Raw genomic sequence first — 22,561 nt, 5'->3', positions numbered from 1 at the left:
CTCTAATCTGTGCGACCATGCTGGCTGAGGGTGATGCGGGTAGGCCGGAGGTCTTTAGGGGAGGGGAAGGATCGAGCGTGAGCTCACCGGATCTGAGGCTGGCGCGCCGGGTGATTGCCGGTGAAGAGGCGGCCTTTTCGGAGTTCTTCGACGGCTATTTCTCCGCCTTGTACCGCTTCGCCCTGGCTCGCATGGACCAGGACGCCGACGCGGCGGAGGAAGTGGTGCAGGCAACGCTGTGCAAGGCGATCCCGAAGCTGAAGACCTACCGCGGAGAGGCTTCGCTGCTGACCTGGCTGTGCACCTTCTGCCGTCACGAGATCTCGGATCACTTCCGGCGCGCGGGCTCCCCCGGGCGCCAGGTCGAGCTGGTCGAGGACCATCCCGAGATCGCCGCGGCGTTGCAGACGCTTACGGCCCCGGCTTCCGGACCGGAGGGCTCGCTGCTGGCGCGGGAGATCGCGCGGCTGGTGCACGTGGCGCTGGACCAGCTCCCGCCGCACTACGCGCACGCTCTCGAATGGAAGTATGTGGAGGGCCTGCCGGTCCAGGAGATTGCCGTCAAGCTCCGCCTGAGCCCCAAGGCGGCCGAGTCGCTCCTGACGCGGGCGCGTGAAGCATTTCGTGAAGGGTTCGCGGCATTGACACGGGAACGGGAATTGCGCGACAGACCGAGTGAAAGCGGATGAGGCGAAGCAATCCATGAATTCTTTCGACGAAGCGGGTGGTGGGCGCCGGGCCATCTCCGACGCCGATCTGGAAGCCCTGCTGCGCGCCACCGGCGCCCGACCGGAGGCGCCGTCGGAGCGCGCCGAGCGGGTGCGCCGCGCCGCGCACGCCGTCTTCCGGACACAGGCGGCGCGCGCCGTCCGGCGGCGCCGCCTGACGTGGGGTCTGGCGCTGGCGACCGCGGCTCTCCTCGTCGCCGGCGCCGCCCTGCCGGTCGTGCTTGGCGTCGGTCCCGGGAGCCCGGAAGTTGCCAGGGTGACGCGGGTCAGCGGCCAGGCCTCGATACGCAGCGGCGGCTTCCTCCTGCCGCGGACGGCTCCCGCCCTGACGGGCGGTCCGGTCCGGGCCCATAACGAAGTCATCACGGCGCCAGATGGAGCGCTGGCGTTCGAGATGGCCGGCGGCGGCAGCGTCCGGCTGGCTCCGGGCAGCCGCGCCCGCCTGCCCGAGGCGCGCGTCGTGGAGCTGGAGCGCGGGACGCTGTATGTCGACTCGGAGCAGGGGCGTGCTGCCGGAGCGGAGCCGATCGAGATCCGCACGCCGCTCGGCCGTGTTTTGGAGAAGGGGACGCAATTCGAGGTGCGGCTGCTGGAGGACGCGCTGCGCGTGCGCGTGCGGCGAGGCGCCGTACAGATGCGGCGCGGCGCGGCGGGAATCGACGTCGCCGCCGGACAGGAGCTGGAGGTCGACGCGCGGGGCGGCACGCGTAGCGGCGAGATTCCGGCCTACGACACCGAATGGAGCTGGGCGGGGAACATCGCCCCGCCGATGGCGATCCAGGGACGCACGCTGCGCGAGTTCCTGGATTGGGCGGCGCTGGAAAGCGGGTTGCGGCTGCAGTTCGCCGACGAGGAGCTGGGGACTTCGGCCTCGACCATCGTCCTGAGCGGCTCGATCGAGGGCTTGACCCTCGATCAGGCGCTCGACTCGGTGCTCCTGACCTCGCGCATGACCCGGAAAGTCGAAACAGACACGCTGCGCATCGAAAGGCTGGCGCCCGCCGAACCGCCGCGCTGAGTCCCGGGATTAATCCCGCATCCCCTTGAATCGCGTCGAGGGGGAGGAGCAGAATCGCACCATGCTTCTCTCCCGAGGCCCGCGCTCGCGATCTGCGTGCCGCCGCTGGACGCTTGCGCTCGGTTGCCTTGTCCTGTTCGGAGTCGCCGCCGCTTACTCCGATGAGGCGCAGGCGCCCCGTTACACCGGGCGCCCCCTGATCGAGGTAATCGACCAGCTGCGCGGTTCCGGCCTCAAGATCCTCTACAGCAGCGCCGTCGTCGGGCCCGATCTGCGGGTCGCTTCCGAGCCGAGCTCCTCCGAGCCTCGCCGCATCCTGGATGAAATCCTCAAACCACTGGGCCTCATGGCGCAGGAAGGACCCGAGAACGCCCTGCTGATCGTGCCTGCCGCCCCCGTCGAGGCGACGCTGACGCTGAATGGAAGAGTGCTTTCAACCTCCCGCGGCACGGCGGTCGTGGGGGCCTTCGTCCATGCCGCGGGAGCGGCTGCCGGAGCGACGACACGCCCCGACGGGACCTTCGCGCTCCCGGGCCTCGCGGCCGGCGTCTACGAGATTGACGTCGAGGCGACGGGCTTCGGCCCCAAGAGCATCCCCGACTTGAAGGTCGATGCCTCGCGCTCGCGGCTCACCATCTGGCTCGATCCGCAGCCCGCCTTCGCCGAGCAGGTGGTCGTCACGCCGAGCCTGCACGAGCTGTCGGGTGAGGGGCCCGCGCCGCACCTCACCCTCGATCGCGAGGAAGCGGGCCTGGTCCCGGCCAGCGGCTCCGACCTCGGGCAGGTCCTCGAGAGGCTTCCCGGCATCGCCGCGCCCGACAGCTCCGCCGCCTTCTACTCGCGCGGATCCGAAGCGCGCGACGTGTCGCTCATCCTGGACGGGCTGGAGCTCTACGCCCCCTACCACATGCAGGGCTTCCAAAGTCCCTTCAGTCTGGTCGACAGCACCATCATCGACACCATCGACTACCTGGGAGGGGGGTTCACCGCCGAGTTCGGCGACCGGCACGGCGGCTTCGTGGATCTCTCCACCTCCCTGCCGCAGGAAGGGCGGCACGGGCTGATCGAGGCGGGAACGGTGAACAGCCGCGGCGGCTACAGCGCCATGGTGGCGGACCACTCGCTGCTGATCTCGGCACGCGCCTGGTACCCGGAAGCCTTCACCGACACGGTCCAGCTCGGGGAGACCGGCTTCGATCCTCGCTTCGGCGACATCTACGCGAAGTATTCGGCGGTGCTCACTCCTTCGACGGTTCTCTCGTTTCACGGGCTGTTCGCCACCGACAACCTGGAATTCAACGAAGACGAGGGGGGCGAGTCGGTCGACGCGTCGGAGACCAGCGCCTACCTCTGGGTGCGGGCGCTGCACGCCTGGTCGGAGAAGGTCTTTTCGCGCACCGTCGTCTCGGGCGGGCGGCTCGAGCGGAATCGCGAGGGAGTCTCCGAGCCCGAGGATACCGGGATCGAGGTCGACGATCGCCGCAGCGCCGACTTCTACGGCCTCACGCACGACCAGACCTGGAAGCTCTCGAACAGCCACCTCATCAAAGGCGGCTTCCTGGTCCGCCCGCTGGGGGCCGACTACCATTACTCCACCCAGCCGACCGGCTCTCCCGAAACCACCCTGCGCCTCGAGCCCTCGGGGACTTCCTACGCCGTCTACGCGGCGCACCGCGCCGCCTGGTCCGGCAGCTTCGCCACCGAGGTGGGAGTGCGATGGGACCATCAGGCCTACACGCGCGACAGCCAGATCAGTCCGCGGTTGAACACCCTGTGGCGGCCGGCGGAGCGCACCGAGATCCAGCTGGGACTGGGACGCTTCTTCCAGTCGCAACGCATCCACGAGCTGCACGTGGAGAGCGGCGAGACGCAGTTCCGTCCGGCGGAGCTGTCGCGCCAGGTCGACCTCACCCTGCAGCAGCGCATGCAGTCGCCCTGGAGCATTCGCCTCGACGCCTACTATGGGACGATCACGCACGTGAAGCCGCGCTACGAGAATCTGTTCAATCCGGTCGAGCTGTTTCCCGAGACCGAAGCGGACTGGGTGACGGTGGCGCCGGAGCTGTCCCGCCTGCGCGGCGCCGAGATTCTCGTGCGCAGCGAGTCTCCGGGCTCTTTCCACTGGTGGGCCAGCTATGCCTGGTCGAAAGCCGACGACGTCATCGACGGCCACGGCGTGCCGCGCAGCTGGGACCAGACCCACGCCGGGAAGTTCCTGCTGGCCTATCGCGTCGGCGAGCGCTGGACGATCTCGACCAGCGGCTCGGCCCACACCGGCTGGCCGACCACGCCGGTCACGGGCGAGGACGTCGGCCCGCCCGGAGGACCGCCGGAGCTCGTGCCGGTCGTGGGGGAGCGCAACTCCGACCGCTTTCCCTATTACCTGCGCCTCGACTTGAAGGCCGAGCGCTCTTTCTTCCTGCCGGTCGGGCGGCTGCGCCTCGACCTGGAGATCCTGAATGTCACCGATCGCAACAATGTCTGCTGCGTCGACGATTTCACCTTCGAGCAGCGCTCCGACGGGAGCATCGAGACGATTCCCGAGCTGAGCTACTGGCTCGGCTTCACTCCCTCCTTCAGCATCCTTTGGGATTTCTAGTCCGGGAGATGGCGGGATGGAACAGACCCGAGGCCGGGCCGAGTTTCGGGCCGCGGCGCAGACGCTCGCCGCGGCGGCGCTGTTCGGCGCCGCCACCCCGATCGCCAAGGGCCTCCTCGCATCCATCGGCCCGCTGAGCCTGGCCGGTATCCTCTACCTGGGCGCGGCGGCGTCGGTGCTGCCGGCGGTGCTGCGGCAGAGACCGCCCTCGGTCACCCTCCTCCGGCATAACGCCGCACGCCTGGCCGGCGTCATCTTCCTCGGTGGAGTCCTGGCACCGGCACTGCTCCTCGCCGGGCTGTCCTTCGCACGGGCCGCCTCGGTCTCGCTCTGGTTGAGCCTGGAGCCGCTCGCCACCGTCCTGCTTGCCTGGCTCTTCTTCAAGGAGGATCTCCGTGGGCGCGCCTGGCTCAGCGCCGGCCTGGTGCTCGTCGCGAGCCTGCTGCTCGCATGGCCAGGCGGGTCGCAGCTCGGCCTCGCGGCACTGCTCGTGGCTCTGGCCTGTCTGTGCTGGGGACTTGACAATAACCTGACCTCCCTGATCGACGCGCTCACGCCCGCTCAGACGACGCTCATCAAGGGCGCCATCGCCGGAAGCACCAACCTCTTTGCGGGCTGCCTGATCATCGGGGATGCGCCTGCGTATCGCATGGTGGGATTGGCGCTGCTGGTGGGCGCCCTCTGCTATGGCCTGTCGCTGGTTCTCTATATCGGGAGTGCCCAGCAGCTCGGGGCGGCGCGCTCGCAGCTCCTGTTTTCGACCGCTCCCTTCTGGGGCGCGACCCTGGCATGGACGTTTCTGGCTGAGCCAGTTCTTCCGGTCCAGATCGCTTCCGGCGCCATGATGTTCGTGGCGTTGTGGATCTTGCGGGGTGAGCGCCATGAGCACCGGCATTCGCACGCGGCCGTGGAGCACGTGCACTGGCATCGTCACGACGATGGGCACCACGACCATGCCCATGAAGTCCCGCCTCCCGCCGCGGGTCACAGCCACGTCCACGCGCATGAGGCGAAGACCCATGCGCACGCGCATCGCCCCGATCTGCATCACCGGCACGATCATTGAGGTCCAGGCGGGAGCCGAGTGGCGGCGATCCAGGGCGGCGTCGGAAACGGGCTTTGACGCGGCAGGTACCATGGCATCCAGCCGTTGCAGATTTCTGAATTCGGCCGGTCACGCCCGGGAGACTTCTTGCCTATCCTCCTGGAGGCGGAACCTGCGGCATCCAGAAACGCAGTCGCCGCCCCGGAGGAGGTGAGAAGCGCATGTGGCTGAAGCGTGTGATTCCCGTCGCCGCCATCCTGGCGCTGGTGCCTGTCGCCGCCTGGGCGGCCGACAAGGTGGCATCCTGCTGCCCTTGCAGCGGGTGCCCGTTCTGTTGCTGGATGTAAGCCTGGGAACCCGCTGAGGGTTCCGGACCCGGAGGCCGGATGGAGCGTCCCTACCGCTCCGCTTTGCAGAAGCTGATGGAGCGGCTCGCCGAGGGCGACCGGGCGGCGCTCCCTCCGGCCTTCGAGCTGCTCTGGCCGCTGCTGCGCCGTTTCACCGGCCGGCACCTCCCCTCCGGAGATGCGGATGACGCGGCGCAGGAGGCCCTCTTGAAGATCTTCTTTCGCGCCGGAGAATTCGATGTCTCGCGCAGCGCCCTGGCCTGGGTCCTCGGGGTCGCCGCCTTCGAGATACGGACGGCGCGGCGCCGCAGGGCCCGGCGACGCGAGGATCCGCCTCCCGCGACAGGGTCCCCGGTCCCCCGAGATCTCAATGCCACCCCCGAGGAGACGGCCATTCAGCAGGACATGGAAGCGATGCTGCGCGAGGCGCTCGGCTCCTTGCGGCCCGAAGATGCCGAGACCTTGCGCCTGTACGCGCGCGGCGACCGGGCCGCCATTGCAGCCGCCACGTTCCGCAAGCGCGTGCAGCGCTCGCTGGTACGGCTGCGCGCCGTCTGGAAGGTGAAGCATGGCTGAGCACGCACTTCCCCTGGAGCTGCAGGTTCGCGCCCGGCGCTCCTACGAGACCGGCCGCCTGGCCCGCGCCCTGACGCGCAGCCTCTGCCTGGCGCCGCTCGTCTGGCTGTCTTCCTGCTGCTGCTCCGAGCCGGGGAAGCTGGCGATCGGCGGCATGGGACTGGTCCTTGCCGTCACTTACTGTCTATGGCGCGGGGAAGCCTGGCAGCGCGGCGTGAAGCCCGGGATTCTTGCCGGCGGCATTCCGATGCTCGCCCCCGTCGTCATGCGCGCCACCAACCACCTATGCGTCGGCGGCACCTGCCTTCTCGCCCCCACTCTGTGCATCCTTGCCGGCCTGACGGGAGGGATTGCCCTGGGAGTCCTGGCTCCCAGACCACGCGACGAAGGTGGCATCCCCTTCTTCGTCGCCTGCCTCATCGCGGGATTCGCCGGCTCGGTCGGCTGCTTTGTCTTCGGCTTGATCGGCGTGGGTGGGATGGCGCTCGGCTTCCTGGCCGGCGCGACACCCGTCCTCGCAACCCGCCGCTCGCGCTAGTCGGATCCGGGCGGGCTCGTGGTCTCGTCTACCAGGAGGCCGCTAGCGGTTCCGGCTCCGGCTGGACCGGTGGGATGGTCGCGAGCCGCCTAAGGAGTTCCGGGGACAGCGACAGTGGCACTTGCCAGGGTCGTGTTTCCGGCGTCGTCGGTGGCGCGGTACCGTATCACGTAGATCCTTCCTGGTCCGGGCCTCAGTCGCTCGGACCGCAGAAGGAAATCGAGGTCGGCGGTGCCGTACTGGGCCTCGCGGATGTCCCCCGTCGTATTGCCGTCCCCGCCGCCCGGAGAGTCGTCGGGCTCGCTGCTCGAGATCGATTCCAGGACCAAGGCGACGCCGCCGCAGCGGTCCTCCGCCGAGACCGTGGCATGGACCGGCATGAGCTTGTGATTGGGCGGTGACAGGACCCTCGGGGAAAGCGACACGGCCAGCTGAGGAGCTGTGTTGTCGACGATGGTCAACAGGAAATCCTCGGAATCGGTCTCTCCGAGCCGATCCGTCACGATCAGGCGGATATGGTGCTCTCCCGGCGGGAGGTTGGCGTCCGCCAGCTCCCCTCGAGCAAGGAAGGTGGGAGAGACGCCATCCATCACCCCCTCGAACCAGTCGAAGCCAAGGATGTCGTCGTTCGACCCGGGAGTGGAGTCGGGATCGGAGGATGCGGACCCATCCAGCCGGGCGCCACACTCCGCCTGGCGATTGCCTCCCGTGTCAGCGTCAGGTCCGTGCCTGGGGCCTGGCGGCATGGCCAGGAGCACCCGCGCACCTGCCGTTTCACGGAAGGGAGAATCGACGCCTGCCAGGTCGGTCCTGCCGTCGCGGTTGAAATCGGCCGTCACCATGAACGATGGATAATAGCCTCCGAATCCCAGCGGGGGCCGGAAGGACCCATCGCCTCGTCCGATGAGAATGGAGGTTTCCCGGCTCCCGCTTTCCTTGCCCACGGCCATGTCGAGCTTGCCGTCTCCGTCGAAGTCGCCTGCCGCCAGAAACTCCGGCGCGGGATTCAAGTGGCTCCAGACCGGCGGCTCGAAGGTCCCGTCGCCCCGGCTGATGTGCACGCCAACCCCCATGGAGATCGACGCTCCGGAGACAGTCGCCGCATCGGCCACGGCCAGGTCGCTTGTCCCGTCTCCGTTGAAATCCGCAACCAGAGGCCATCGTGGGGAAAACCCGGCCGGGAGCAGGGTCGGCTGAGCGAAGGTACCGTCCCCGTGGCCGAGCAGCACGGCAACGTACGCCGGGCCGGGGCGGGGGAACGACAGGACCCAGGGCACCATCACCAGATCCATGTAATTGTCACCGTTGAAGTCAGCCGCGGCCATGCCGTGCTCTAACGGTACCGTGTTGACAGGAAAGGTGGAGACCTGAGTGAAAGTCCCGTCTCCGATTCCCTTGACAACGGTGACCACGGAGTCGTTGGTGGCGACGGCCAGGTCCTGGATCATGTCGTAATCGAAGTCCGCGATCGCCACGGCAAGCGGTCGTCCCGGCACGGAGTAGCTTCCGTACCGCGTGAAGGTCCCATCGCCGTTTCCCAGGAGAATGGTGACCGCAAGGCGACCGAAGGAGCGATCGAGAAGGACGAGATCGGAATCTCCGTCGCCATCGAAGTCTCCGACTGCGTTCGGAGGAAGCAGGTAGCTGGTGCTGGACTGCAACACCGTGACCCGTTCGGTTGGATCGAAGGTGCCGTTGCCGAGACCCAGACGAACGTGTATCCCGCCCAGCTGGCCGGGCAGCGGATAGTTCAAGGTTGCGAGGTCCGCCATTCCGTCCCGATTGAAATCGGCGGTGTTGAGAGAGGAAAGGAGCGCGCCCGCGCCGAAGGAAACCCGGTCGCTGTCCTTCCCGAAGGTCCCGTCGCCGTTCGACAGAAGAAGGACGATCGTCAGATCTGAATTCAGGGCCGTCAGGTCCGGTCTGGAATCGCCGTCGAAGTCTCCGATGGCAAGATCGCTCGCCTCCCCCCATGAGCGGCTCATGGTCGGCGCCTCGAAACTGCCGTCTCCTCGCCCCCGGAACAGGGAGATGTCCTCCTCGGGATTCTGGGAGGTTAGCGATTGTAGACTGGGAATGATCGGCGGTTGCGGCATGCGCCCGGCGCCCACGGCGAGATCGGGATGGCCATCGCCATCCAGATCCTGGGCCAGCACCGATTGGGGACCTGAGGAACCCTGAATCAAGACCGACGGTTGCGGAGCGAGCGCTCCATTTCCCTGTCCCAGCAGGATCGAGACATCATTCGAAAAGCAGTTCGCCACCACCACATCCTGTTTGCCGTCATGGTTGAGGTCGGCCACGGCGAGCGAAACGGGGAAGATCCCCACTCCGGTGGAGATCGGCGCGCCGAACCTGCCATCACCCAGACCGGGGAATACCCGTATGAAACCCGGCTGGGACGGCTGGGCGGGAGGAGCCGCCAGGGTGTCCGCAGTGATCAGGTCCCGCTTTCCATCCCCATTGAGATCCACGATCGCGAGGCTGTCGCCGAAGACCCCCGAGCTGAGGAGGGCCGGAGAATCGAAAGATCCCTCGCCCCGGCTCAGCGCGATCCAGATTTTCCCGAGGGCTTTGCTCCCCACCGCCAGATCATCCTTCCCGTCGCCGTTGAGGTCTCCCGTGGCGATGGAATCGTTCTGGTGGGAGCCGCTGATGCTGAGGAACCGGGCCGCCCCGAAAGTGCCGCCACCCCGGCCGAAAAGCACTTGCGCCCCGGCCTGCGGATCGGTGGAAGGCTGCGCGAGGTCCGGGATCGCGTCTCCATTGAAGTCCCCGATGGCCACGCTTGCCTGGCCGGAAGCGGTGCTCCAGACAACCGGCGGCCCGAGCTTCCCCTCCGGGAGACCCAGCCACACGAGGATCCGGCCACTGCTGGCCGCGATCAGGTCGGGTCGATTGTCCTGGCTCAAGTCGGCGCTGAGGATGAATGTCGATTTTGCAGGCAAGTCATAAATGGGATTAGAGAAAAGGGACTCTGCCCGGACGGCGCCAACACCAGAGAAGAAGAGAATCAATAGACCGGACAGGGAGCGTTTCGGGCCGCAGATGCAAGGTCTTCCCGCGCGCAACGCTGCCTCCCGTCCCGCCGATGGATCTGCTAGGTGTGGGCTGTGCCTCTGACTCCTTGACCCCATTGTCGACGATCGCGGGTCTCTGGGTGCGGGATAATCAGGCGAGCACGCATGATACCGCTGAGCGCAAGCAGCAACCGGCAGAGTCGGCAAGCCGCTTGATCTCTGCCACCAAAGAGCGATTTGCTTCCAAGAAAAGCCGCCGCAACTTGCTCCAGAGTTGGCCAGGAGCTGACCTTTGGACCTGGAGCCGGACGGCGAAACGGATGGCGCCAGAGCTCGGTTGCTCGCCGGGCTATATAATCCGCTGCCTCATGCACTCGTCGACCCAGCCCGCCCGCCCCCAGGAGTTGCGATGAGCCTCCGTCGTCCCAAGATGCGCCCCGCCATATCCAACGATCGGCGCTTCATCGTCGCGCTCGTCGGCGTTTCGGCGTTCCTGGCGCTGCAGCCGGTCCTGTCCCAGGCCCGCCGCGAGGGCGGATTGCAGGCAGGCCTCGTCGGGGTGCTCTTCCCCCTCTTCGGCATCTGGGTGGCGCGCGACTCCCGCCTGCATCTCATCATTTCGTCGATCCTCTCGCTCCTGAGCGTCCTGGGTAACGTACGGCATATCGGTCTGCCTCGAATCGGCTCCGAAACCTTCGGCACGGCGACCGCTCTGCTGTTCACCGGATACACCACCGTCATCATCCTGGCTTCCGTCCTGCGCTCCCAGCGCATCACCCTCAACGTCATCGCCGGCGCCGTCGCCGGCTACCTGATGCTCGGCGTCACCTGGGCGATGGTCCATCTGCTCATCGACCAGTGCACCGCCTCGGCCTATTCCGTGACGCTGCTCGATGCGGCCGGCCTTCCGAACTTCCCGACTGCCGTCTACTACAGCTTCACCACCCTGCTGACCATCGGCTTCGGAGACATCACGCCGACCGGCTCCTGGGCGCGGGCCATGACGGTGATGGAAGGAGTCACGGGCTTCATCTACGGCACCGTCGTGGTCGCCTGGCTGGTCGCCAATCACGTCACCCAGATCACGGCCCACAAATCCGGCGGCGAGTGAAGCGGCCTCTTCCGGCGCGCGGCTTTACCCGGCCCCGCAGATGGGAGTAGGATGCGCCCGCAGATCGACAGTGAAGACGGACGAACGGGCGCGTTGCTGCGGGGCGCAACGCTTCGCTTCCACCATTGGAGAAAACGATGCGGTACTTGAAAGGATGGACGGTAGCGTCGGTTCTTGCGGCCCTTTGCCTGTGCGCCGCGCCGGCGCAGGCTGAGATGATGCGCGGCGGCGGCGGCGTCGACGGCGACTGGGAGGTGGGCTTCTACCTCGGGCGGGTCTATCCCGATTCCTACGACAATCTCGATCCGGAGAACGCCAACGTCTGGGGGCTGCGCGGCGCCTGGTTCATGACTCAGCGCTGGAGCGTGGAGGGATCCTGGCAGAAGGTGTCGAGCGAAGCCGATGTCAACGGCTCCCCCAACCTGGATCTGAGCTCCCTGCGCGCCAACATCCTGTACAACTTCCGGCCCGAAAAGAAGTTTCGCTGGTTCCTCACCTTCGGCCTGGGTCGCGAGAGTGCCGAATCGGATGACCTGGACCTCGATGCCAAGGACCTCGGCTACAACTACGGCGGCGGCGCGCGGTGGTATTTCGGCGACGACCGCAACTGGGGTCTGCGCGCCGACGCGCGCTGGGTGACGGTGGATGTCGGCGACAATGTCGACGAATCGCAGACCAACTATGAGCTGACCGGCGGCCTCCTCTGGTCCTTCGGCGGCGGCCCGAAGCCGGACAGCGACAGCGACGGCGTCTACGACAAGAACGACAAGTGCGGCGGAACGCCCAAGGGAGCGCATGTCGATTCCCACGGCTGTCCCAAGGACTCCGACGGCGACAAGGTCTTTGACGGCATCGACAAGTGCGCCGACACGCCTCCCGGCGCCAAGGTCGACGCCACCGGCTGTCCCGCCGACAGCGACGGCGACGGCGTAGCGGACATGGTCGACAAGTGCCCCAAGACTCCCAAGGGGGCGAAGGTGAACCCGGACGGCTGTCCGACCGAGGACGCCGACCATGACGGTATCTGGGACGGCATCGATCGCTGCCCGAACACCCCGGCGGGCTGGAAAGTCGACGAGGTCGGCTGCCCCACCGATGCGGATGGGGACGGCGTTTACGACGGCATCGACAAGTGCCCCGACACGCCGAAGGGCACCCCGGTCGGACCGGACGGCTGCCCGTCGGGAGCCGGCACGCCGTAGTCGGAGAGCGATTCAGGTGTGACATCCATCGGCGGCGCCGGGAACTCCACTCGTCGCCGCCGATTTGCTCTCGGCATGGCGCCGCTCACACCCTACGCTCGCGATATGGGCTCAAAAAGGGTTCTGGTCGTCGGAGGAACGGGCTTCTTCGGCCGGCTGCTGATCGATGACCTGCTCGGACAGGCGGACTGCGATCCGATCGTCGCGAGCCGGCGCCCACTTAACTCCGGCCGCTTCAAAACCGTCGTTGCGGATTTGCACGATCCAGGCTCTCTGAGCCGTGCCCTTGACGGTGTCACGGTGGCGATATGCGCCGCCGGGCCGTATCAGGAGCTCCCCACATCCCTGGTGGATTTGTGCCTGAACCGCGGCATCCACTACATCGACCTGTCGGACGACCGTTCCTTCGTAAGGAAGGTCGTGTCCATCACCTCGGCTCACAAGCACCTGGTCAGCGCCGTTTGCACCGGCTGGTCCACGGTACCCGCACTTTCAGGGCTGCTCGCCCGGATCGCCTCCGCGGGAATGCGGAGCGTTGAGTCGATCCATATCCAGATGGCTCCCGGCAACCGCGGGGCCAGACAGACCGCGACGATTGCTTCGCTCCTGCATTCGGTCGGGCAATCTTTCAGGGTGTTTCGCAGTGGAGAATGGATCCCGGTTCGTGGATGGTCCGAGCCACGAGATTTCTTTTTCCCGTCACCCATTGGCAGGCGCCGCGGCTATCTCGTCGACGTTCCCGACCACGAGGTCTTGCCGGAGACCTTCGGCGCGCACACCGTGGAGTTTCGCGCCGGCTCCGAGCTGCGCGCTTTGAACTGGTGCCTGTCGCTGATGCGGTTGACCCATCGAAGCTGGGCGCCATGGACTTCGATGTTCCAGCGCTCCGCAGCATTGCTGAGCTGGATCGGGCATGATGCGGGGGCCCTCGGCGTCGAGGTGACGGGGGACCGGAAGACAAGAGCTTGCATCGTAGCGACCTCACACGGAGAGCGCATGGCTGTGATGCCCGCCTCGGTGATGACGGGGCTCCTGCTGTCCGGGTCTGCGGATCGGCACGTTCCCAGGGGACTCGTCTCGTGGACGAACTGGCTGACCGAAGAACAGCTACGCAGCGAATGCGCCAAGCGGAGCTTCCGGCTCTCCGTGGAAACGCTGTGAGCCGTCTTCGGCATGCCGCGGTCCTGGCCTTCGCCACGCATCTGGTGGCCGGACTGGGCATGGCGTTCGTCCTCCGCCATGGTCTGGAGCCGACAAGCCTTCAAGATCGTCTCTTGTTCCTCATCGATCATCGCTGGCTGTGGACAGCCGCCTGGCTCGCATGGACCGCGGCGGCCCCCGCGATTCTCTACTTCTACATGGTGTTCGCCGAAGCGCACGGCCCTGCGGCGCGCTTCGCGGTGTTCCTTACCGTCGCCGCGCTCGCGCCGGATCTTTCGGCGCAGGCGATTGAATTCGGCGCCCTTCCGCGCCTTGCCGCTCAGGGGCCCGGTCCGAACGATATGCCCCAGCTGTTTATAACCTTGCACCGCGTCGCCATCATGCTCAGTGGATGTATGGCCAATGGCCTCTACAGCGCCACCGCGCTGCTCCTGACCTGGGCTGCCCGCCGGTCCTATCCAGCCTGGGTCACAGGCTGCGGATTGGCCGTTGGGGTGTTTGGAATCGGGCTCTCGGTCGCCACAATCCTGGATGCCTCCATGGGAATGGTCTGGGCGAATGTCTTCCTGGTTCCGGCGATCCTGGTTTGGCTCGCCGCCGTGGCCCTAGTTCCGCAAAATTGAGATTCCACGCTTCAAGCCTGTTTCGGAGGTATATTCCCCCTGCCATGGAGCGGGAGATGGACGATGCCTCGCTACGTTGCATTCCTTCGGGGCGTGACCCCGATGAACCTCAAGATGGCGAAGCTGAAGCGCTGCTTCGAAGCGGCCGGCTTCACGGAGGTCAGGACGGTGCTGGCGAGCGGCAACGTCGTCTTCGGATCTCGTGCCAAATCGGACAAGGTACTCGTGAGAGAGATCGCGGCGGCGATGCAGAAGCACCTCGGCCGCACGTTCTACACGATCGTGCGCCCTGCTGGCGCTTTGCGCGAGCTGCTCGAGTCCGATCCCTACGCCGCCTTCCGGCTGCCGGCGAACGCCAAGCGGGTCGTCACCTTCCTGGGCGAGCCCGACAAGACGAAGCGCTCGCTGCCTATTGAAGCCGACGGGGTTCGAATTCTCGCCACGAACGGAAGCGAAGTCTTCACTGTCTATGTCCCCGGCCCCAAGGGGCCGGTGTTCATGACCATGCTCGGGAAGACCTTCGGCGAGAACGTGACCACACGCACCTGGGACACCGTGCGGAAGTGCGCCAACGCCTGAGGCGGTGGAGTTTCACTCTCCAACGCCCCCGTTTGACCGTGTCCTGGCCGCAACGGAGGAACCCATGGCAAGACATCCCCTGATTCGCTTGGGAACGCTGGTCTTCTGCCTTTCGTTCGCTGCCCGACTCCGGGCCGATGGACCGAAGGGGCTGCAGGCCACCCCGGAAGAGTTCGAGGCCAAGCTGGGCTACCAGACCGGCACCATTACGCTCCCAGGAGGCATGGCGACGATTCGGCTCCCGGAGTCCTTCCGTTATCTAGGCGCCGAGGGCAGTCGGCGCCTCTTGACCGAAGGGTGGGGCAATCCACCGGCCATGGCGGATGACGTGATCGGAATGCTCGTGCCTCGAGGAGTCAGTCCTGTGGCGGACGAGGGCTGGGGCATCGTAATCACCTACGAGGAAGACGGCTACGTCAACGACGATGACGCCGCCTCGATCAACTACGACAAGATGCTGAAGCAGCTGCAGGACGCCACCGTCGCGGCCAATGCCGAGCGCAAGAAGCAGGGGTTCGAGCCCTTGACCATGGTGGGGTGGGCCGAGCCACCTTCGTACGACGGCGCCACGCACAAGCTGTACTGGGCGAAGGAGCTGATGTTCGGTGAGAACCCGAACCATACGCTCAACTACAACATCCGGATTCTCGGCCGCCGCGGCGTTCTCGTGCTGAACGCGGTCGCGTCGATGGACCAGATGGAGGCCATCAAGGGAGAAACGCAGAACGTCCTGGCAGCGGTCGATTTTAATGAGGGACACCGATATGCCGACTACCTGCCCGGCAAGGACAAGGCGGCTGCCTATGGAATCGCCGGCCTGATCCTGGGAGCTACCGCGGCCAAGGCCGGCTTCTTCAAGCTGCTCTGGGTCGGGATCCTCGCCTTCAAGAAGTTCGCCCTCATCGGCATCGCCGGGCTCGCCACCATGCTCCGGCGTGTCTTCACCCGGCGAAAGAGCGACGCCAATGCTCAGCCCACGCCCAATCTGCCAGGGCCATGAGAGGCTACGTCAGGATCACCGGCGCAATCTTCGGCCTCGTCACCCTGCTCCATATCTGGCGGATCGGCGTGGAGCGGAATCTCGCCACGGATCCCTGGTTCCTCCTCCTGACGGCGGTCGCGTTGTCGCTCTGCGTGTGGGCCTGGCGTCTTCTGAGGCAATTTCCGGGCGGGTGAAGGCCAGGAGACATCTCATTTCGGAGTCCATCCTGGAACGCGTCGCGGACCTCATCAAGACCCTCCAGCTCACTCCCCATCCCGAGGGCGGCTATTACCGGGAGATTTGGCGAGCTCGCCTCGGCGTCGAGCCCGCTGATGGCCGGGGTGGCCGTTCGGCGTTGACCTCGATCTACTTTCTTCTCCCGGCCGGGGCGATCAGCCGCTGGCATCGTGTCCGCTCGGACGAGGTCTGGCATCACTACGAGGGAGCGCCGCTGGAGCTGCTGCTCGTTCCGCCCGATGAGCTTCGGCTGGAGCGGTTTCGGCTGGGCCCGCTGCTCGAAGGCCAGGACCCTGTCCGCACCGTCCCCGCGACCTGGTGGCAGGCAGCGCGGTCGCTGGGCGCCTACACGCTGGTCGGTTGCACCGTCGGTCCCGGCTTCGAGTTTTCCGACTTCGAGCTGCTGGGGGATCAAGCGCAGCTCGCCGACGAGCTCTGCGCGGCGCTGCCCGAGGCGACCGCGTTCCTGTAATCTCCTCTGGAGACGCGCATCATTTCTTAAGAGGGGCCTTGACGTGTGGGTCGTTTGGCTGTACTTTATGATACAAAGTACTTGGACTCGACGAGAGGAGGGCCCATGGATCAACCTGCGAGAAATCATCAATACGGCCCGGCCTCAGGAAGACCGGGAGCCATGACGGCCACCCACAGCGAGGAGCCGCCGCCCCTTTCGAGCGAACCCCTCCTCGAGTGGCTCCTCGATTCCGATCCATCGATCCGCTGGCAGGTCCTGCGCGATCTCACCGATGCGCCCGCGTCGGCCGTCTCGTCGGAGCGGGCGCGCGTCGCGACCGAAGGCGCCGGCGCGCGGCTGCTTGCCCTCCAGGCAGCCGACGGCCGTTGGGGCGGCGCGGCATGGAACCGGGGATTCGATTCCACGATGCATGCTCTGATCCTGCTGCGGGAAATGGGTCTCGATCGCGCCTGCGAGGCGGCCCGCCGCGCGGTGGGGCTCGTCCGTGACCGCGTGACCTGGAAAGGTTGCGGCCCGCCAGAATGCGATGGCAATCCTTTCTTCGCCGGCGAGGTCGAGCCCTGCATCAATGGACAGGTGGCCACGGTCGGCGCTTACTTCGACCAGGACGTCCGGGCCATTATCGACCGGCTGCTCGCCGAGCAGCTCCCCGACGGCGGCTGGAACTGCGAGGCTGCGAGCGGATCGACCCGGTCGTCGTTCAATACAACGATCTGCGTTCTCGAGGCTCTGCTCGAGCACGAGCTGCAGGACGGGAACCGGCCCGAGGTGACGAAAGCTCTTCTCCGCGGGCAGGATTACCTCCTCGATCGCGGCATGTTCCGTCGTCTGTCGAGCGGAAAGGTGATCGACTACGACAGGAAAGCCGGCCCCGGGAACAGCCACGGCCCCGCCTGGACCCGGTTCGCCTTTCCGACCTGGTGGCACTACGACGTGCTGCGTGGTCTCGAATACCTGCGTCGCGCCGGCGTCGAAGCGGACGAGCGCATTGCCGAGGCGGTCGACCTGGTCGCCTCCAAGCGCGATGCCGAGGGACGTTGGCCGCTTGAAATCAGATACCCCGGCGAAATGCCCGTCGAGACGGACGACGGCGAAGGCCGGCCCAGCCGCTGGAACACGCTGCGTGCGCTGCGAGTATTGAAGTGGTTCCAGCCCGAGACACGGTAGGGTGAATACCTGATTTTTTCGGCGGCTAATCGCCCTCATCAGATTCTTCCTATCCCCAAAATGTCTCCACTAGGTGGCAAATGTTCTGGCCCGAGTTTGTCCGGGACCGTAGAATGCTGCTCACCAAGACAAGCCATCAGTTCGATTGAGAACTGCCGGCGAAGGAGACGTGGTGGAAGAGCCCAATCCGCCGGCGGGATCAAGGTCGCCTGCATCTCCCCTCGTGCCGCTGGAATCGGTCATCACGACACCGGAGCTCGCACGCCGGCCGGCGCGGACCCCCGACTACGAAGCGGAAAACGTCGCCCTCGCCTCGGTGATGGAGATGATGGCGACCGCATCCGGGTCCCGCGATGCCGACCGCATCCTTCAGAAGCTCGCAGATACCGCCCTGGAGCTGTGCCGCGCCCAATCGGCGGGGGTCAGCATCCTCGAGAAGGAGAACGGACGGGAGGTCTTCCGCTGGCGCGCCGCCGCCGGCGTCTGGAAGAAGTACCTTGGCCAATGCATGCCGCGCCACTTCAGTCCGTGCGGCACCGTGCTGGACCGGAACATCCCGCTTCTCATGGAGTATCCGGAGCGGCACTATGCCTACACCGATGGCGCACCGCCGCTCGCCGAGGTCCTGCTGATCCCTTTCTACAGCGACGGCAAGGCCGCCGGCACGGTCTGGGTCATCGCCCACGAGCCGACGCGCAAATTCGACGCCGAAGACAAGCGCCTGATGACCCGGCTCTCCCAATTCGCCGCCGCGACGTACCAGCTCCTCATCGCCCAGGATCTGAGAGTCCAGCTGGCGGCCCAACGGGCGCTGGAAATCCGCCTCGAGGCCGACCTCGATCGCCTTCGGAGCGCCGAAGCCGCCCTGCGCGACGCTCAGGACCGGCTCCGTGCGGAGCTGGCCGATGCCCGGCTGCTCCAGGCCATCAGCGCGGAGCTGATCGTTCAAGACGACGTGAAGGCGCTGTACGAAAAGCTGCTCGACGCAGCGGTCACGGTCATGCGCTCCGATTTCGCGAGCCTGCAACGCCTCGATTCCGAAGGCGGCGTGCCGAGGCTCACGCTTCTCGCCTTCAGGAACTTCAGCCCGGAAGCGGCCCTGTTCTGGAAATCGGTTCCCGCCGAGTCGGGCAGCCCTTGCGGCCAGGCCCTGCGAGCGCACACCCGCATCATCACCGCTGACGTGGAGGAGTGTGAGGTGGGCGGCAAGAATCTGGAGACGATGCGACAGACAGGCATCCGCGCCGTGCAAAGCACGCCGCTGCTGTCGCGCGACGGCAGGCTGGTGGGGATGATCTCCACCCAATGGCGGCGGCCCCACTGGCCCACGGACCGCGACCTGGTCCTTTTCGACATCCTGGCGCGACAGGCGGCCGACCTGATCGAGCGCAAGGAGGCCGAGGAGACGCTGCGCGAGCTGGACCGTCGCAAAGACGCATTCCTCGCCACCCTGGCACACGAGCTGCGCAACCCCCTGGCGCCGGTCCGCAACGCCATCCAGATCCAGCGCCTGAGCGGGCCGGTGACCCCGCAGCTGCAATGGACCCGCGACGTGATCGACCGGCAGATCCAGCAGATGAGCCGTCTGATCGATGACCTGCTGGACATCAGCCGCATCACTCACGACAAGCTGGACCTGCGCAAGGAACCGGTCGATCTGGCGACGGTCGTGCAGACCGCCGTCGAAAGCACTCGCCCGTTCATCGAGGAGCGCGGCCACGAGCTGACCGTGGCGCTTCCGCCGGGGCCGATCGTGGTGGATGCCGACCCGACCCGGCTGGCGCAGGTGCTTTCGAACCTGCTGAACAACGCCGGCAAATACTCGGGAGCCGAGGGCCGCATCACCCTTGCCGTCCGGCACGAAGAAGGCGGAATCGTGGTGTCGGTGCGCGACCAGGGCATCGGTATCGCCCCGGATATGCTCCCCAGGGTCTTCGACCTGTTCAGCCAGGCCGAGCCATCGGCAGAACGCGGCCGCAGCGGGCTGGGGGTCGGACTGACGCTCGTGAAGCGGCTGGTGGAGATGCACGGCGGGTCCGTGGCTGCCTTCAGCAAGGGCCTCGGCGAAGGGGCCGAATTCGTGGTCCGCATGCCGGTCTTGAGCTCCACCCTGCCGGCGCCGCATGAAAATGAAGAGACGCTCGCGATCGCTCCGGGACTGCGCCGTATCCTGGTGGTGGACGACAACGAGGACAGCGCTGCCAGCCTGGGCAAGATGCTGGGCATGCTCGGCTATGAAACTCATACGGTATGTGACAGCCGTGGGGGGCTCGATGCCGCGGCCAGCTTCAGCCCGCACGTCGCCCTCCTGGACCTCGGCATGCCGGAGATGGACGGCTACGAGCTCGCCCGCCGCATCCGCGAGCAGCCATGGGGGAAGGACCCCGTGCTGATCGCAGTGACCGGCTGGGGGCAAGCGGAGGACAAGCAGCGCACGACCGCGGCCGGCTTCGATCACCACCTGGTCAAACCCGTCGACCCCGCTGCCTTGGCGAAATTGCTCGCCTCCCTGCCCGCACGCGGCTGACCTCACCCGAGCTTGTTCCAGTCCGAGGCCCGGTCCGTTTGAAGCTCTCTTCAATGGCTGGTATCTCATCAAGGCTCGCTCTTCGCTGGCAGCATGGTCGGACCTGAAGCACATTCTCACGGCCATCAAGACCCGGTATTCGCCGCGGTTCGAAGTGAAGTAAGGTAGTGACGTGGCTCGACCGGCTACTCACCTGATGGACGGAGCAACCCATGGAAATCACGCAGAGCGGCGCGCGGACTACGAACCAGGGACAGGCCGATTACTTCACGGGCAGCGTAAGCATCCAGCCTCTCGTCCAGGCAGCGGAGCCGGCGCGCGTCGTCGTGGTCAATGTCACGTTCGAGCCGGGCGCCCGGACGGCATGGCACACGCATCCGTTGGGGCAGACCATCATCGTCACGGAGGGCTACGGGCTGGCGCAGAGCTGGGGGGGCGAGATCCAGGACATTCGCCCCGGGGACACGGTCTGGTTCCCGCCGGGCGAGAAGCACTGGCACGGCGCCTCACCCGGGTCCGCGATGACGCACGTCGCCATCGTCGAGAAGCTGGACGGCAAGACGGCCGACTGGCTGGAAAAAGTCACCGACGAGCAGTACCGGCCGCGCTGAGAACGCCGTGGCACTTCTCCCCTGGAAGGCTTCTCGCCGGCGCGGCTCTCCCCTCCGGCACGCTCGCTATTCCACAGGAGTATGATCGGCGCCGGCTCGCAGGCCGAGAATCACCGGCTGCCCGCAGGAGACGCAATGCCGCCTCTCGCCGACTGGGACACTTTCTACGTCATCGTCGGCTCGTCCGCCGGCGCTCTGGTGGGGCTGCAGTTCGTGGTGATGACGCTGATTGCCGGCAGGCCCGACCTGACCACCCCGGAAGCGGGCTCCGCCTTTGCGACGCCGAATGTCGTCCACTTCGTGATGGTCCTGTTCCTCTCCGCAATTCTCAGTCTCCCCTGGCACCGGATCAGCTCCGCATCGACCTCCTGGGGCCTCGTGGGCCTGGGAGGACTCGCCTACGTCTTCCTGGTCATTCGCCGCATGAAGCGTCAATCCGCTTACAAACCGGTGTTCGAGGATTGGCTGTTCCACGCTCTCGCTCCGCTTTCCGCCTACGCGATCCTGCTCGGCTCGTCCTTCGCCGTCCGCTCGCACACGCGCGCGGCGCTCTTTGCCGTGGGCGCGGCGACCATGCTCCTTCTCGGCGTCGGCATCCACAACGCCTGGGACGCCGTCATGTATCACGTCGTCACGAAGCGCAAATAGGAACCTCTCGTGCGCAGGCTGCTCGAAGGCTGCCTTGGACCGACACGGCCTACATGCGCGAAAGAATCCGATCGCTCCGATCCTACTCGCAGCGCAGCGCGGATAGCGGGTCGAGACGGGTCGCGCGGCGCGCCGGCACCGCGCAGGCCACGAAGGCTACGAGCGCCAGGAAGCCGGCCACCAGCAAGAAGGTCAAGGGATCGTGCGGCGGAACCCTGAAGAGCAGCGACTGGATGAGCCGCGTCAGCGCCAGCGCCCCTCCGGCGCCCAGGACCACTCCGAGCGCCACCATTCTCATCCCCTGCCCCACGACCAGCCGGAAGATCGAGGCCCGGTCCGCCCCCAGTGCCATCCGCACGCCGAGCTCCCGGACCCTCTGCGCCACCGAGTAGGCCACCACGCCGTAAACCCCGACCATCGCGAGCAGCAGGGCCAGCACCGCGTAGGCGCCCATCAATCCCAGCAGGAATTTGCGCAACCCGAGCGACCGGTCGATCAATGAATGCAGCGTCCGCACCTTCCACACCGGCTGGTCGCGATCCACAGACCAGACCGCCTCGGTGACGCTCCGCGCCATCTGCATCGGGTCGCCCACGGTTCTGACCGCCAGCGTATTGAAGATGTGCGGCGATTGCGCCTGCGCCCCCCAGATCTGGTAGCTGTCCTGGTCGTCGAGGGCGTAATGTCGGACATCGCCGACCACGCCGATGATGGTCGCCTCCACCGCCGGATTGGCTTCCACCACGATCTTGCGGCCGATTGCTCCACCTTTGGGCCACAGCGCCTCGGCCATCCTGCGGTTGATGACCGCCACCATCGGCGCCCCCTCGCGGTCGGTCTCGCTGAAGCCGCGCCCCTGCAGGAGCGGAATGCCGAGGGTCTCGAAAGTGTAGGGATCGGCCCAGTTGACCAGGGCTTCGCGCGCCGGATCGCCGGCATTCTTCGGCTGCTCCGGCACCGAGAAGGTCGCCGTGCCTCCGTTGCCGCTGAACGGCAGCGCCCGAATCCCGGTCGCCGATCGCACTCCGGGGAGCTGCCGGACCCGCTCGACCACCTGCTGATGGAAGGCGATCTGCCGCGTCCCTTCCGGGTACTTGCTGACCGGCAGCCGGTACTCCATCGTCAGAAGCTGCTCGGGCCTGAATCCCGGATCGACGCTGACCAGACGCGCGAAGCTGCGCGCCATAAGGCCGCAGCTGACGAGCAGCATCAGCGCCAGCGCCACCTGTCCCACCGTGAGCCCGGCACGCAGCCGCGTGCGCACTCCGCCTCCGCCGACGCCGCGCGCGTCGTCCTTGAGCGTGGTGCTCAGGTCCGGCCGCGTGGCGCGCAGGGCCGGGATGAGACCGAAGAGCAGGGCGCTCACC

Annotated in this window: 21 protein-coding genes; 19 read left to right on the top strand and 2 right to left on the bottom strand. The window is 66.6% G+C overall.

Features of this window, described 5'->3' with window-relative positions; genetic code table 11:
• Positions 1–77 precede the first annotated feature (77 nt).
• The 7 genes from VFW45_15910 to VFW45_15880 all read left to right on the top strand — a co-directional run bounded on the left by VFW45_15910 (position 78) and on the right by VFW45_15880 (position 6,851).
• Positions 78–689 carry a sigma-70 family RNA polymerase sigma factor gene (locus VFW45_15910; protein HEU5182271.1) on the top strand — a complete coding sequence of 204 codons (612 nt, stop codon included), beginning with the start codon at positions 78–80 and terminating at the stop codon, positions 687–689.
• Between the two features lie 13 nt (positions 690–702).
• The gene (locus VFW45_15905) at positions 703–1,746 is read left to right on the top strand and encodes a FecR family protein (protein HEU5182270.1); all 1,044 of its coding nucleotides are present in this window, start codon (positions 703–705) and stop codon (positions 1,744–1,746) included.
• Between the two features lie 61 nt (positions 1,747–1,807).
• Positions 1,808–4,345, top strand: coding sequence for a TonB-dependent receptor (locus VFW45_15900; protein HEU5182269.1), 2,538 nt, complete (start codon positions 1,808–1,810; stop codon positions 4,343–4,345).
• A 16-nt stretch (positions 4,346–4,361) separates the two neighbouring features.
• Entirely contained in the window at positions 4,362–5,411 is a 1,050-nt protein-coding gene (locus VFW45_15895; GenBank protein ID HEU5182268.1) for a DMT family transporter, read from the top strand.
• 200 nt (positions 5,412–5,611) lie between these two features.
• Complete coding sequence (locus VFW45_15890; protein HEU5182267.1) at positions 5,612–5,737, top strand: hypothetical protein; 126 nt, start codon at positions 5,612–5,614, stop codon at positions 5,735–5,737.
• 39 nt (positions 5,738–5,776) lie between these two features.
• The gene (locus VFW45_15885; GenBank protein ID HEU5182266.1) at positions 5,777–6,313 is read left to right on the top strand and encodes a sigma factor; all 537 of its coding nucleotides are present in this window, start codon (positions 5,777–5,779) and stop codon (positions 6,311–6,313) included.
• Positions 6,306–6,851 (top strand): hypothetical protein, encoded by a 546-nt coding sequence (locus VFW45_15880; GenBank protein HEU5182265.1) that lies wholly within the window; start codon positions 6,306–6,308, stop codon positions 6,849–6,851. Before VFW45_15885 ends, VFW45_15880 begins: the two co-directional genes overlap by 8 nt.
• Positions 6,852–6,940: 89 nt before the next feature.
• Here VFW45_15880 and VFW45_15875 read toward each other — a convergent pair whose 3' ends face one another.
• Entirely contained in the window at positions 6,941–9,988 is a 3,048-nt protein-coding gene (locus VFW45_15875; protein HEU5182264.1) for a VCBS repeat-containing protein, read from the bottom strand.
• Positions 9,989–10,280: 292 nt separating this feature from the next.
• Between VFW45_15875 and VFW45_15870 the strand changes: the two genes are divergently transcribed.
• The 12 genes from VFW45_15870 to VFW45_15815 all read left to right on the top strand — a co-directional run bounded on the left by VFW45_15870 (position 10,281) and on the right by VFW45_15815 (position 21,194).
• Positions 10,281–10,982 carry a potassium channel family protein gene (locus VFW45_15870; protein ID HEU5182263.1) on the top strand — a complete coding sequence of 234 codons (702 nt, stop codon included), beginning with the start codon at positions 10,281–10,283 and terminating at the stop codon, positions 10,980–10,982.
• A gap of 137 nt (positions 10,983–11,119) precedes the next feature.
• On the top strand, positions 11,120–12,184 hold the full coding sequence (locus VFW45_15865; protein ID HEU5182262.1) for a thrombospondin type 3 repeat-containing protein: 1,065 nt from the start codon (positions 11,120–11,122) through the stop codon (positions 12,182–12,184).
• 18 nt (positions 12,185–12,202) lie between these two features.
• Positions 12,203–13,345 carry a saccharopine dehydrogenase NADP-binding domain-containing protein gene (locus VFW45_15860; GenBank protein ID HEU5182261.1) on the top strand — a complete coding sequence of 381 codons (1,143 nt, stop codon included), beginning with the start codon at positions 12,203–12,205 and terminating at the stop codon, positions 13,343–13,345.
• A 59-nt stretch (positions 13,346–13,404) separates the two neighbouring features.
• Positions 13,405–13,968 carry a hypothetical protein gene (locus VFW45_15855; protein ID HEU5182260.1) on the top strand — a complete coding sequence of 188 codons (564 nt, stop codon included), beginning with the start codon at positions 13,405–13,407 and terminating at the stop codon, positions 13,966–13,968.
• A 63-nt stretch (positions 13,969–14,031) separates the two neighbouring features.
• Positions 14,032–14,547 carry a DUF1697 domain-containing protein gene (locus VFW45_15850; GenBank protein ID HEU5182259.1) on the top strand — a complete coding sequence of 172 codons (516 nt, stop codon included), beginning with the start codon at positions 14,032–14,034 and terminating at the stop codon, positions 14,545–14,547.
• 64 nt (positions 14,548–14,611) lie between these two features.
• Positions 14,612–15,547, top strand: coding sequence for a DUF2167 domain-containing protein (locus tag VFW45_15845; protein HEU5182258.1), 936 nt, complete (start codon positions 14,612–14,614; stop codon positions 15,545–15,547).
• Positions 15,544–15,723: a hypothetical protein gene (locus tag VFW45_15840; protein HEU5182257.1), complete on the top strand. Its 180-nt coding sequence runs from the start codon at positions 15,544–15,546 to the stop codon at positions 15,721–15,723. Before VFW45_15845 ends, VFW45_15840 begins: the two co-directional genes overlap by 4 nt.
• Positions 15,720–16,238 (top strand): cupin domain-containing protein, encoded by a 519-nt coding sequence (locus VFW45_15835; protein HEU5182256.1) that lies wholly within the window; start codon positions 15,720–15,722, stop codon positions 16,236–16,238. Before VFW45_15840 ends, VFW45_15835 begins: the two co-directional genes overlap by 4 nt.
• Positions 16,239–16,400: 162 nt before the next feature.
• Positions 16,401–17,408 carry a hypothetical protein gene (locus tag VFW45_15830; protein ID HEU5182255.1) on the top strand — a complete coding sequence of 336 codons (1,008 nt, stop codon included), beginning with the start codon at positions 16,401–16,403 and terminating at the stop codon, positions 17,406–17,408.
• Between the two features lie 172 nt (positions 17,409–17,580).
• On the top strand, positions 17,581–19,935 hold the full coding sequence (locus VFW45_15825) for a GAF domain-containing protein (GenBank protein HEU5182254.1): 2,355 nt from the start codon (positions 17,581–17,583) through the stop codon (positions 19,933–19,935).
• A gap of 212 nt (positions 19,936–20,147) precedes the next feature.
• Positions 20,148–20,546: a cupin domain-containing protein gene (locus VFW45_15820; GenBank protein ID HEU5182253.1), complete on the top strand. Its 399-nt coding sequence runs from the start codon at positions 20,148–20,150 to the stop codon at positions 20,544–20,546.
• A gap of 135 nt (positions 20,547–20,681) precedes the next feature.
• Positions 20,682–21,194: a hypothetical protein gene (locus VFW45_15815; protein HEU5182252.1), complete on the top strand. Its 513-nt coding sequence runs from the start codon at positions 20,682–20,684 to the stop codon at positions 21,192–21,194.
• 82 nt (positions 21,195–21,276) lie between these two features.
• On the opposite strand, the gene VFW45_15810 is transcribed toward VFW45_15815, so the two are convergent.
• The coding region (locus VFW45_15810; GenBank protein ID HEU5182251.1) for an FtsX-like permease family protein at positions 21,277–22,561 on the bottom strand (1,285 nt) is incomplete at its 5' end.

The organism is Candidatus Polarisedimenticolia bacterium (assembly GCA_035764505.1).
Taxonomy (GTDB): domain Bacteria; phylum Acidobacteriota; class Polarisedimenticolia; order Gp22-AA2; family AA152; genus AA152.
The sequence above is the reverse complement of the archived record's forward strand: the minus strand, read 5'-3'. Positions and strand labels throughout refer to the sequence as shown.